The following is a 13,555-nucleotide window of genomic DNA, read 5'->3' as shown; positions in this document are numbered from 1 at the left end:
TCTGCTGATTTTTTGCCCGGCAGCTCACTTGTTGTCGTAAACACTATTATATTGCAGGCAGATAAAAATATTGATAGCGTATAGCCGTAATGGGCATACGTTATTTGAAGAATGTTCACATAAGAGTAGTCACATCAATCGCAGCTGCTTGTCCAGGCGGTGGCTTTTTTACTACACCTTATGCAGGATAGCACAGGTTGCCCCATCCCCTTTAATCGGATATTTTACAGATCGCATCAGGTGGCCGTTCCCCCCGATCGCTAAAATTCCCGTTGATAACATGACTAAGAGAATCACCCTGCTGTTGCTCACGATCCTTTTCGGCATCACCACACATGCGCAACGCGCAAAGTTTAATTTTAATTCCGGTTGGAAAGTATATGTCGGAGACACATCCGGCGCAGCAGCGCCCTCTTTTAACGACGCTGCCTGGAAGCCGGTAACACTTCCGTATGCCTGGAACGAAGCGGAAGCTTTTCGTAAAGACATCACAGAACTTTCTACTGGCATTGCCTGGTACCGCAAACGCTTCACACTGCCCGCCACCGCAGCCGGACAAAAGGTGTTCATCGAGTTTGAAGGCATTCGCCAGGCCGGTGATTTTTATTTGAACGGCCAGCATATTGGTCTGCACGAAAATGGTGTTACCGCTTTTGGGTTCGATGTAACCGATAAGATTGTAAAGGGAGATAACGTCATCGCTGTACGTATCGATAATGCCTGGGATTACCGCGAAAAGGCCACTAATCAAAAGTATCAGTGGGAAGATAAAAATTTCAACGCCAACTATGGTGGTATTAATAAGAACGTATACCTGCATCTCACCGGCAAGGTGTATCAAACCCTACCGCTCTTTACACCGCTGCAAACAACGGGCACTTATGTGTATGCGACCGACTATGACGTGGCCGCCCGTAAGGCATTACTGCACGTTGAATCAGAAGTAAAAAACGAAAGCGGCCGCGCACAAGAAGTAACTATGGAAGTACAGGTGACAGATGCGTCTAACAAACCTGTTAAAACATTCAGTGGCAAAACCGTAACTGTAAAAGCCGGCGAGACCGCCATGTTACAGGCTTCCGCGCAAGTAGAGAACTTACATTTCTGGAGCTGGGGATACGGTTACCTGTACCAGGTAACATCTGTATTAAAGATAAATGGCAAACCCGTAGATATGGTAACTACCCGTACCGGCTTTCGTAAAACGGATTTCAAAAACGGTATGATTTACCTGAACGACCGGGTGATGATGGTACATGGCTACGCACAGCGTACCTCCAACGAGTGGCCGTCTGTCGGTTTGTCTGTGCCTGCCTGGTTAAGCGATTACAGTAACGGGTTGATGGTGAAAAGTAATGGTAATCTCGTGCGCTGGATGCACATCACGCCCTGGAAGCAAGACATTGAAAGCTGCGACCGCGTTGGCCTGCTGCAGGCGATGCCCGCGGGCGATGCGGAGGCGGATGTAAAGGGTACGCGCTGGGAGCAACGTAAAGCGGTCATGCGCGACGCAATCATTTACAATCGTAATAATCCAAGCATCGTGTTTTATGAGTCGGGCAATGAAAGTGTGAGTGAAGAACATATGACCGAAATGAAGGCGATCCGCGACCGTTACGATCCGCACGGCGGCCGTGCCATTGGCTCCCGCGAAATGCTGAACAGCAAGGTAGCCGAATATGGTGGTGAAATGTTGTATACCAACAAAAGCGCCGGCATCCCTTTATGGGCGATGGAATACTCCCGCGATGAAGGTTCCCGTAAATACTGGGACGACTACACGCCGCCATACCATAAAGACGGCGATGGCCCGCAACACAAGGGACAAAGCGCCGCCGTGTACAACCGCAATATGGAAAGCCACGCCATCGAGAACGTGAAGCGCTGGTACGAGTTCTGGCTCGAGCGCCCCGGCACTGGCAAACGCGTAAGCGCAGGCGGTGTTAACATCGTTTTTTCAGAAACGAATACACATCATCGCGGTGCCGAAAACTACCGTCGCAGCGGCGAAGTAGATGCGCTCCGCATCCCGAAAGAAAACTTTTACGCACACCAGGTAATCTGGAACGGCTGGGTATCGCCCGAAAAACCAGGCATTCATATTATCGGCCACTGGAACTACCAACCAGGTGTAACGAAAGCGATGTATGTAATATCCAGCGCCGATAAAGTGGAGTTGAAAGTAAATGGACAATCCCTCGGTTTCGGTGCAAAAAGTGACGGCTTCCTGTTCACCTTTCCGGCAGTCGCCTGGTCCGCCGGTAGCATCACCGCGGTTGGATTTGACAGCACCGGCAAGCAGCTATGCAGCACGACAAAATCTACCACCGGCGCTCCCGCGGCATTAAAACTCACGAACATTCCTAATCCCCGCGGCTGGCAAGCCGATGGTCATGACCTGGCGCTTGTGCAGGTGGAAGTGGTAGACGCGCAGGGTAATCGTGTACCCGATGCATTACATACGATCCGTTATGCCTGCACCGGGCCGGCTACCTTCATTGGTGGTATGGCGATGGGGCCAGATAACTATACCCTTACGAACGAGTTCCCCGTGGAAGGCGGTGTAAACCGGGCTTTAATACGGTCTGCTGTCCGTCCAGGCAACGTTACGCTCACGGTTAGCGCAGACGGTCTTAAACCCGCCACCTTGCGCCTTAATACCCTGCCTGTCGCCACCGTTAACGGTCTCGGCACAAAGCTGCCGTCCGACGGCCTGCCTGGTCAGCTCGACAAAGGCCCGACACCGGCGACGCCTTCTTACACGGAGTTACGTACGGCATTAAACATCATCGGCACCACTGCCGGTGCTAACAACGACTCTGCCCGCCGCAGTTACGACGACAATGAGCTGTCCGACTGGGTAAATGACGGCCAGCTGGGTACCGCCTGGATCGAATACGAATTGGAAAAGGAGTCGCTCGTGACCGAAGTAACGCTGAAACTGAACAACTTCAAATCCCGCAATTACCCTTTACGTATTACCGTCGACGGACGGGAGGCTTTTAATGGTACCACCGCCCGCTCACTCGGCTACGTTACCCTGCCCTGCAAGCCGCAAAAAGGCCGTAAGGTGCGCATTCAACTGGTAGGTAGTACCCGCGCGGAGGCGGAGGCGCAAATGACCGAAGTAACCGGTAAAAAGCTGGATGACGGTGTGGCCCGTAACGATGCCGCTGCCAAGGGGACGTTGAGTATTATTGAGGCAGAAATTTATACCCTGCCTTCCTTCAAATCGAAATAATAATCTTACATTCATATCTAACGGGATCGCTTTTTTTTGCGATCCCGTTTTTTTTGGAAGGTGTATAAACAACTTTCTTTGCTGGTGGCTGGCTCGCATGGATGAGCTGTATGCTTCTTTATGCTTCGTGTATCCTGTGTATATCCAGGGTATGTGCAAATTTGCTGAAACCCGCGCCCGGCAAGCCTCACTACCTACTTAGCACCCACTTCCCATGTAATATTGTATTTTATTCTATATGATAAAAATATTTTATACATTAGCTGTATGAAGCTGACTAATACACTACTGGGATTGCTGGTAGCTGCCGGTGCCACACAGGCGGCATCTGCCCAGTCCATTATCCCGAAACCCTTGCAGATAAAGCAGTCCGCCGGCAATTTTAACCTGGCCGCTGCCGCGATCGTTGTTCCGCCCACCGCTACGGCGGATGTAAAGCGGCTTTCGGCTTACATGGCCGATGTGCTGAAGCAGGAGAGTGGTAAAAGCCTGCCGGTGAAGGACGTAGCACCTGCGAAAGGAGGCATTACGCTGGAGTTAAAGGCGATCGATTCATTAGGGGAAGAAGGGTATACGCTGAACATACAGCCGGAAGGTATGAAACTCGTGGCTGCTACGCCGGCCGGGCTCTTTCACGGCATACAATCGGTCCGGCAACTGGCGATCGCAGAGGGTAATAGTCTGCGCAGTGTAGCGGTTTACGATCGCCCGCAATTCGGGTGGCGTGGGTTTATGCTGGATGTGTCGCGGCATTACTTTCCAAAAGAGGTGGTGAAGCGGTATATAGACCACTTGGCGTTGCTGAAAATGAATACGTTCCACTGGCACCTTGTTGATGATGAGGGCTGGAGGATCGAAATAAAGAAATACCCGAAACTTACGGCTGTAGGCGCTTATCGTCCGGACAGGCTGGGCACGGATTGGCGCAGCCAGGCGCCATCTGCAGAAGGGGAGGCGGCTAAGTACGGCGGCTTTTATACCCAGGCAGATATCAGGGAAATCGTAGCCTATGCAGCGGAGCGTTATATTACGGTGATCCCGGAAATAGAGATGCCGGCACATGCGTTGTCGGCCATGGTGCCTTATCCGCAGCTGGCCTGTTTCGACGGGTTCCCTAAGGTGTTGCCATCCGGTGGTGGACCTAAGTTTCGCGAGTACATTTACTGTGCGGGCAATGAGCAAAGCTTCCAGTTTATAGATGATGTGCTCACCGAATTGGCAGCGCTGTTCCCGGCGGGTTACATTCACATTGGCGGCGACGAAGCCCCCAAAGAAAAGTGGGCGGTATGCCCGAAGTGCCAGCAGCGTATTAAAGATGAGGGTTTACATAACGAACACGAGCTGCAATCTTACTTTATCAAAAGGGTAGAAAAAATGTTGCAGGCCAAAGGTAAAAAGCTGATCGGCTGGGATGAGATCCGCGAAGGCGGTCTGAGCCCGGACGCTACAGTAATGGCCTGGCGCGGTATAAAGCCTGCGTTGCAATCGGCGGCAGAAGGCCATAAGGTCATCATTACCCCTAAACACTTGTCTTACTTCGATTACCCGCAAGGCAAAGGTTATGAGCCTACCGGCTTTGGCACCCGTCTTTATCTGGAAGACCTGTACAACTTCGATAATAGTCTGCCCGACTTTTCCGATACCCTAAAATCAATGGTACTGGGCTTGCAGGCGAACCTGTGGACGGAGCAAACGCAAACGCTGTCCGATATCGAATACCGCACCTTTCCGCGCCTGTTCGCGCTGGCGGAAAATGCCTGGTCGGCGCCGGAGCAGAAGGACTTTAACGACTTTACTACCCGTATGGCCGCGTATTATCCCTGGCTCGATAAGAATGGCATCAACTACCGTAAGCCCGATGTGGTGAGCAGGTACGCCAATTATGTATTTACCGATTCGATGAAAGTAACGTTACAGGCACCGCATAAAGATGGAGAGATCCGCTACACCACAGATCTTACGGAGCCGGATAAACGTTCACCGCTTTATACCAACGCTTTTATCATTAAAAAGGATGCCGTGGTGAACGCACGCGAGATATTGCCCGACGGTCGGTTGAGCCAGGTGAAAGTATTACGTTTTACGAAACAGGCGTTGTTGCCCTCGGTAAAGCCCGAAGTATTGGCGCAGGGAATGTTTTACAAGTATTATGAGGCTACAGGCAGCGTGAAGAATCTGAAGGCCTCCCCGGCCGTGAAGCAGGGTTGGGTAACACATTTCGAACTGCCGGAACTGTTTACTGACAATGGTTTTGGCGTAAGCTTCGAAGGCAATATTTATGTGCCGAAAGACGGCGTGTATACTTTCTTCTTACAATCGAGCGACGGCAGTGCGATGTTTATCGGTGACAAACAAATCGTGGATAATGAGGGCACTCATCCGCAGCAGGAAGGCTATGGACAAGTAGCCTTGAAAGCCGGTTATCATCCCTTCAGCGTTTACTACTATGATACCTACCAGGCGGAGTACCTGAAGGTGTTGTACGAGGGGCCGGGTATCACGAAGCAGGCTATTCCCAACGAAGTTTTATTTAGATAATATATTTTTTAATAAGCTGAAAAGCCGGGGCGATCAAGCGTTCCGGCTTTCTTTTTTTAGGTTGGATATCTTACTTGTTTAAGCGTAGGAACCCTCGTTTTGTTTTCGCCATTCACTGATAATTTCGTATCTTCCATTAACAGGAAACCAGTAATTAAACCAAACAACCACGGAACGAAAAACGGCAGGGTTTAACTCCAATTTACCCAAATATTTTTTGCAATAGAACACTGCAGCACATCCGTTCCCGCATGCTTCCTTGGTCTTGTTTTTCCCATACCCCCAAAGGCAGCAGTTTATTATTCATCGCGATAAATCGAGCGTTATGCACTTAAACGTTACAACAAAACAGGTCGTTTGTACCCTTTTATTTTTTCTATTGTTTCATTTTACCGGTTATGCAGGGCAAAGCGCTTTACGGCAGGCCGTTCCGGTAAAGGGGCGTATTATTGATGTGGATGGCACCCCATTGGTGGGTGTTACTGTTCGTGTGAAGGATGCAAGCACGGGCACGGTAACCGGCGCTGATGGTACTTTTACGCTGAATGTACCGGATGCTAACGCGACCCTGTCGATCACCTATCTGGGTTATAACCCACAGGAAATACCACTGGCGGGCAAAACAGAGCTGAACGTAACACTGCAGCCTTCCTCGAGCCAGCTGGAGCAAGTAGTGGTGGTCGGATATGGCACCCAGCGTAAACGGGATCTTACTGGTTCTGTGGCAAATGTACAGGGCAGGGAATTGGCTAAACAGCCGGTACTCACGGCTACCCAGGGCGTACAGGGTAAAGTGGCGGGCGTGCAGATCATCGCCAACGGCGCTCCGGGTTCGCAACCGCTGGTGCGCATTCGTGGTACGGGCAGTATGCTGGCAGGTTCCGAACCTTTATATGTAGTAGATGGCGTGTTTACCAATGACATCCGTAACATCAGCACAAATGATATCGTGTCGATGGACGTACTGAAAGATGCAGCGGCTGCGGCGATCTATGGTGTGCGGGCGGCTAACGGGGTCATCATCATCACAACAAAAAAAGGACGCTCCGGTAAAATGGAGGTGAGCTATTCAGGCAACGTTGGTTTCAGACAGGCCTCCAACCTGGTGAAGATGGCAAACCGGGGTGAGTATACCGCCTTTCTGCAGGATGTGGCGCCCGGTACCACCATACCGACGGGCAATGCAGATACAGACTGGTTCGACGATGTACTGCGAAATGCGCTGCAACATAATCATAACGTAAGCGTATCCGGCGGAAGCGAAAAAGCAACTTATTACTTCAACTTAGGTTATTTATCGGATGAAGGTATTGTGATCGGCAATAAGTACGATCGTTTTACGATCCGCTCAAACAATGAGTTCAACCTCACCAAACAACTGAAGTTTGGTACGCAGTTGTCTTTCATGCGTGCCAATTCGGATACGATTGATAACAGTGCGATCTTTAATAATGCCTATCGTGCTGCGCCCGTAGTCGCCTCCAAGCAGGGAGGCCGGTATGGCAACACGTCGGCTTTTGGTAACGTGGGCAACCCCATCCTCAATATTGATAAAGTAAATAACCGCGGGGCAGAAACACGTTTACAGGGAACGGGCTACCTTGAATATTCACCAATTAAATCCCTGAAACTGCGCTCGGCTTTTAGTGTGGACCAAAGCTTTTACAACCGGCGCGTATACAATTACGCGTACCTGAATGATGAAGTCACGTTCCTGGAAACCGGCGGTAACCAGCGGAATGAGCTGAGTACTTTAACGGGAAGAAAGGAGAACGCCACGAACTGGTTGTGGGACAACACTGCTACGTACGAAGAGCTGTTTGGTAAACACCGGGTCTCCGTACTCGCGGGTTTCACGTCCCAAAAGTTCAGCAGTGACTTTATTGAAGGTGTGCGCAGGGGCGTGCCACCAACGCGGGACCAATGGTACCTCGCTACCGGTGATCCCAACACTTCTACCAATAACGGCGGCGGCGACAAATATACCCGCGCGTCGGTGTTGGGTCGTATCAATTATGCTTATGCTGATAAATACCTGCTATCCGGCTCCCTTCGCCGCGATGCATCTTCCCGTTTTCCCGAAGCGAATCGGGTAGGCTGGTTCCCGGCGGCGGGTGTAGCCTGGGTGTTATCTGAAGAGGGATTCCTGAAGGACCAGCAGGATGTGCTCGACTTCCTGAAACTGCGTGCCAGCTGGGGACGTATCGGCAACGATAACATCGCCTCCAACCAATATATCGTAACGGCTAACCTGGGCGTGCCGTATGTGTTCAATGGCAATATCACCCTCGGTTCGGCTATCAGCGATATCAAGAACGCTAACCTCGTTTGGGAAACCACCGAGGAGTATGATTTCGGACTGGAGTTTTCGACCCTCAACCGTCGCCTGACCGGTGAAATCAACTACTACGATAAACGCACGATCGATGCGCTGGTAATCGTTCGGTTGCCGGGTATACTGGGTGATCCTGACAATGAGTTTGTAACGAACGCAGGATCATTTACAAATAAAGGCTGGGAGTTTACGGCAGGCTGGAAAGATGATATTACAGAAGACTTCAACTACAGCATCGGCGGTAACATCACCTTTAATAAAAATAAAGTGGTGGGATTGAATGCCGGCCAGCCCTTGCCGCGTGGAGGTGTTGGGCAGCAAGGCTCCACCACACTTACGGCTAACGGCCAGCCGATCGGTAGTTTCTACGTGTACCGCACGGATGGTATTTTCCAGACGCAGGAGGAAATCGATAATTACCAGAACAAGGATGGCGTAGTGATTCAGCCAAACGCACAGCCGGGCGATCTCAAGTATCTCGATAAAGACGGAGATGGCAGCATTACTGCGCAGGACCGCTACTTCGTGGGATCGTATCAACCGAAAATGTATTACGGTATAAATGCAGGACTGAATTATAAGAGCCTCGACTTCTCCGCCGACTTTTACGGTAATGCAGGCAACAAAGTGTATAACGGTAAAAAGGCATTCCGCTACCAGGCGACGGATAACATCGAAGCCGATTATGCGAATAACCGCTGGCGGGCCGACCGGCCGTCCAATAAAGATCCGCGTGTGCTGGAGGCAAATACACCCGCCTCTGATTACTTCGTGGAATCGGGCACCTTCTTCAGGCTGAACAACGTGACGCTGGGTTATACCTTGCCCAAAACGGCATTGGATCGGTTAAATATTACCACCCTGCGCTTTTTCCTGACCTCGCAAAACCTGTTCACCCTAAAACGGTTCAGCGGCTTCAGCCCGGAGCTACCGGGTGGTCCGCTCGAAGCCGGTATTGAATTAAGTGCTTACCCCACGAACAGGACTTACGCGTTTGGCGTGAATGCTACATTCTAAAACCCATGATCATGAAAAGGAACTTTCGACTTACATTATATACGACTGCTGCGCTGGTACTATTTGCCGGCTGTGGTGATAAATTCCTCAATATCGCGCCGCAGGGTGCAATTACAGAAGAGGAGATCCGTAACAATCCCCGCGCGGCGCAAGACCTCGTGAATGGGGTATATAACATCATGTGGATAGGTGGCTTTGAGCCTGATATCAATAGTCTGCAGTTCATTGTATTGACGGAGATCGCCTCCGATAATGCAGACAAAGGCAGTACGCCCACAGACTATCCCGCTGCGGCCGAGGTAGATAATTTTACCCTGGATGCCCGCAACGGCATCGTCAGCAACGTGTGGAAAGGTCATTATCAGGGCATCGCACGCGCCAACCAGGCCTTGGAGAAGATACCTTTAAGTCCGTTGCCCGCTGCGGATAAAAACGCCTTACTGGGCGAAGTACGGTTTCTTCGCGCGCACTTCTACTTCAACCTCGTGCGCCTGTTTGGAGGCGTGCCTAAAATAGATCGCGTGCCGGCTGCTTCCGAGGTGAACTCCGACCAGTTCCAGACAAGGGCTTCGGTGGATACGATTTACCAGCTGATCATCGACGACCTCACGTTCGCTGCCAATAACCTCGAGCTGAAAGGCGCTACGGATGTAGGCCGGGCTACCAAGGGCGCGGCACAGGGATTACTGGCGAAAGTATACCTGTATCGCCGTAACTGGCAAATGGCGTTTGATATGGCGCAGGCCGTGATCAATTCCGGCCTGTACGATACGCTGCCCAACTACGCCAACATCTGGCGGGTAGCAGGCGCTAATTCTTCCGAGTCATTATTTGAAGTGCAGACGGGTACTAATGCCGCCTGTAACGCTGCGATCAATATCTACTCCGTTAGCCAGGGCCCGCGTGCCGGTGGCAAACGTGGTTGGACAGACCTCGGGTTCGGCTTTAATAACCCGACCCAAAGCCTGGTAAACGCCTACGAACCCGGCGACCGGCGGCTGCCCGCTACTGTCATCAATGTTGCTGCGGGCGGTACGGTGTTATGGGACGGTTTTCGCATACCGGGCCGCGATTCGGTGGAGAACGACCGGTATAACTACAAAGCTTATCACAGCCGCACCCAGGAGCCTTATTGCGGTGTGCCGGACAGGATGCCTAAAAATCACCGGGTATTGCGGTATGCGGATGTGCTGCTCATTTATGCGGAAGCCGCGAACGAGTTAAGTAACATGGGTGAGGCCACAGCAAAGCTGAACATGGTACGCCGTCGCGCCGGTCTACCGAACTTTTCTGGCGACCAGGCGGCCATGCGTCTGAAGATATGGGACGAGCGGAGGGTGGAGTTGGCCATGGAGTTTGATCGCTTCTTCGACATTGTGCGCCAGGGCCGCGCGGGACAGATCATGCGTGCACACGGCAAGGCCTTCCAGGACAACAAACATGAATTGTTCCCCATTCCGCAGGACCAGCGCGATTTAAGTGGGAACAGGCTGGGACAGAACCAGGGATATAATTAATTTTTAGTGGCAGCCAGGTAGTTGCCGGGCTGCCTTTTTTACTTTTTTTGACGATACAATATGATCAGATATATTTTGACGGCTTTATTGCTGCTCGGCACGGTCACTACTTTTTCGCAAAAGCGCCCCACGAACCTGAGCGATTCCGCTTTACTAACACTGGTGCAGCAACGTACGTTCGATTACTTCTGGAAGTTTGCGCATCCCGTATCCGGGCTGGCACCGGAGCGTACCGTTACGCCCGAAGTGGTGACCATCGGTGGTTCCGGCTTTGGGGTGATGGCCATCCTTGTAGGCATAGAGCGTAAGTTCATCACCCGTGAGCAGGGGCTGGACAGACTGCTGAAAATTGTGAAGTTCCTGGAAAAAGCAAATCATTACCACGGCATCTGGCCGCATTGGTTGAATGGTGCTACCGGTCAAACCGTGCCTTTTGGCCGCAAAGACGACGGCGGCGATGTGGTGGAGTCCGCGTTCATGTTCCAGGGGCTGTTAACCGTAAGGCAGTATTTCGACCGTAAGACGCCGAAAGAAGAAGAGCTGCGCAGCCGTATTACCTGGTTGTGGAACGATGCCGAATGGAACTGGTATACCCGCGACGGTCAGGATGTGCTGTACTGGCATTGGTCGCCTAACAACGGCTGGGCCATGAACCACCAGATCAAAGGTTATAACGAGTGCCTGATCGCTTATGTACTCGCGGCATCTTCTCCTAATTTTTCCATCTCGCCAAATGCGTATCATCGTGGCTGGGCAATGAGTAATTTCTTTTACAACGGAAAGTCTTTCTACGGCATCAAACTGCCGCTGGGCTTCGATTACGGCGGACCGTTATTTTTTACGCATTATTCCTTTCTCGGGCTTGATCCGCGTGGGTTAAAAGATCAATATGCGGATTACTGGGAGCAGAACCGGAATCATACATTGATTAACCGGCAGTATTGCGTAGAAAATCCAAAGAAGTTTAAAGGCTACGGCGCCGATTGCTGGGGGCTGACGGCCAGTGATAACCATGAGTTCTACAATGCACATTCGCCGACGAATGATCTGGGTGTTATCACGCCAACGGCTGCACTTTCTGCTTTTCCATATACACCCGAGTATTCGATGCAGGCGTTAAAACACTTCTACCATAAACTGGGCGATAAGATATGGGGGCCATATGGTTTCTACGACGCCTTTTCGGAAACGCACAACTGGTACGATACACAATACCTCGCCATCGACCAGGGGCCGATCGTTGTCATGATCGAAAATTATCGCAGCGGGTTGTTATGGAAGTTGTTCATGGCCACGCCTGATGTGCAACGCGGCCTGAAGCGGTTAGGCTTTACTTCTCCCGCGCTCCCTACAAATCTTTAAGCAGATGTTGCGCCTTTTCATAATTGGCTGCATCCTCCGGTATCTTTTGCAGCCATTGGCGGCAAAGCTCCGGTTGATCATCCTTCAGGTACGTGAGTGCCAGGTAAAAGGCGGCGTCGTATTTAAAGAGGGAATTGCCTTCGTAAATCTTTTGCAAGTCCGTGCGGGCTTCGGGTAGCTGGCCGCTTTCGAGCAAGGCCACACCACGATAAAAGCGGGCGTACGCGTTGGCAGAATCGCTGACGAGCGCTTTGCCTAAGATCGTAATAGCGGCGGGGTAGGATTTATCGTTGAATAGGTCGGCGGCCTGTACCAAGTCGGCCTGGTCGTTTTGTCCGCGTTCAGCTGGGGAGGTCATCGTAATGCCGGAGTACTGACGATAGAGATCCTTTTCCCATGGAGCGAGGAACAAAGTGCCCGCAACCATTGCCGCAATGGCTGCGGCAGCAATGACAAACTTCGGTACACTGCGGGAGTGCTTCCTCATCGGGGTGGTGATGTGACTGCGGTTTTCTTCCAGCGTTTGCTGAAAGGCACGTTGCTGCTGATCGGGATGCAGTTCATAACGAAGTGATGCTTCCACCTGTTGTTGTGTATCCATCGCCCTGCGAAGGTTGGCGTCAGTCGCCAATCTTTGCTTAAACTCGCGCAGCACCTCTCCGGTAAGCTCACCGCGCAGGTAGCGGTCTATCAGTTCATGATCAAAAGCATTCATTTCAATCCCCATTTAGAAAGATTATCATTGATGGAAGCGATAAGCATCGCCATTTCCGACTTCTTTTTGCGCAGGTAGCCATAAGTAACGCCTAATGCGGTAGCCACTTCCTCCTGCGGTTTATTGTCCAGCGACGAGCGAATTATCTCCTGGCAACGTTTACCCAACTTAGCAAACATCGTGCGGAACAGCTTCGCCTTTTCGCCTTCTGCCCAGGAAAGTTCGGCCTGCCGGAAAGTATCTTCACCGATATTAAATCGCTCGTCAATATCAATTGTTACCCCCTTACGCCCGTTTTTCTTCAGCTCATTAAGCCATTTTCTTTTACAGATCAATAATAGAAAAGGTTCAAAAGGGCATGTAAGCTGCAGGCCTTTAAACCGCGCCTGGTTGTAGACGTCTACCAGCGCTTCCTGGAAGATGTCGGCCGCATCGTCGGCCGAGCCGTTGTTTTGTAAGATAAACTGTTTAACCCGGTGAGAGAAACGCCGGTATATTTCACCAATCACCTGCGTGTCATTGTCGATGAGCGCCTGCAGGTAACGCTGGTCTTCATGAATATGTTTGGGTACTGACATCGGCAGATAGCTATCCGATAAAGATATTAAAACCTTTTTTATAAAAGTGAGGGTAACATTTGCCGGCGTCCGTTGATATAACCAGGTAACAAACATTTTCGGATATGGAACTGATTGGCTTTACTTTCATGAGTTGTATCCTGTTGTTGCTGGCGTTGAACATCATTCGGCGTAAAGTGAGCAACTGACTTTTATTAACCGTTATACCGACAGGAGCACCGGCTTATGGCCGGTATTTCCTGTTTTGAAAAA

At 51.1% G+C, this 13,555-nt stretch carries 7 protein-coding genes; 5 read left to right on the top strand and 2 right to left on the bottom strand.

All coding sequences use genetic code 11. The features are described from left to right. Positions 1-280: 280 nt before the first annotated feature. From MKQ68_RS17495 to MKQ68_RS17475, 5 genes are all read left to right on the top strand, one after another. Complete coding sequence (locus tag MKQ68_RS17495; RefSeq protein ID WP_264280244.1) at positions 281-3,241, top strand: glycosyl hydrolase 2 galactose-binding domain-containing protein; 2,961 nt, start codon at positions 281-283, stop codon at positions 3,239-3,241. A 267-nt stretch (positions 3,242-3,508) separates the two neighbouring features. Further along, positions 3,509-5,779 (top strand): family 20 glycosylhydrolase, encoded by a 2,271-nt coding sequence (locus tag MKQ68_RS17490; RefSeq protein WP_264280243.1) that lies wholly within the window; start codon positions 3,509-3,511, stop codon positions 5,777-5,779. Positions 5,780-6,104: 325 nt separating this feature from the next. After that, positions 6,105-9,131 (top strand): SusC/RagA family TonB-linked outer membrane protein, encoded by a 3,027-nt coding sequence (locus tag MKQ68_RS17485; RefSeq protein WP_264280242.1) that lies wholly within the window; start codon positions 6,105-6,107, stop codon positions 9,129-9,131. A gap of 11 nt (positions 9,132-9,142) precedes the next feature. After that, complete coding sequence (locus MKQ68_RS17480; protein WP_264280241.1) at positions 9,143-10,648, top strand: RagB/SusD family nutrient uptake outer membrane protein; 1,506 nt, start codon at positions 9,143-9,145, stop codon at positions 10,646-10,648. 60 nt (positions 10,649-10,708) lie between these two features. Continuing rightward, on the top strand, positions 10,709-12,010 hold the full coding sequence (locus MKQ68_RS17475; protein WP_264280240.1) for a glucoamylase family protein: 1,302 nt from the start codon (positions 10,709-10,711) through the stop codon (positions 12,008-12,010). On the opposite strand, the gene MKQ68_RS17470 is transcribed toward MKQ68_RS17475, so the two are convergent. Beyond that, a complete protein-coding gene (locus tag MKQ68_RS17470; protein ID WP_244842850.1) occupies positions 11,997-12,725 on the bottom strand; it encodes a tetratricopeptide repeat protein in 729 nt (242 codons plus the stop codon). The two genes, MKQ68_RS17475 and MKQ68_RS17470, sit on opposite strands and share 14 nt — an antisense overlap. Beyond that, the gene (locus tag MKQ68_RS17465; protein ID WP_264280239.1) at positions 12,722-13,303 is read right to left on the bottom strand and encodes an RNA polymerase sigma factor; all 582 of its coding nucleotides are present in this window, start codon (positions 13,301-13,303) and stop codon (positions 12,722-12,724) included. Before MKQ68_RS17465 ends, MKQ68_RS17470 begins: the two co-directional genes overlap by 4 nt. Positions 13,304-13,555: the final 252 nt, after the last annotated feature.

It is taken from the genome of Chitinophaga horti (assembly GCF_022867795.2).
Taxonomy (GTDB): domain Bacteria; phylum Bacteroidota; class Bacteroidia; order Chitinophagales; family Chitinophagaceae; genus Chitinophaga; species Chitinophaga horti.
The sequence above is the reverse complement of the archived record's forward strand: the minus strand, read 5'-3'. Positions and strand labels throughout refer to the sequence as shown.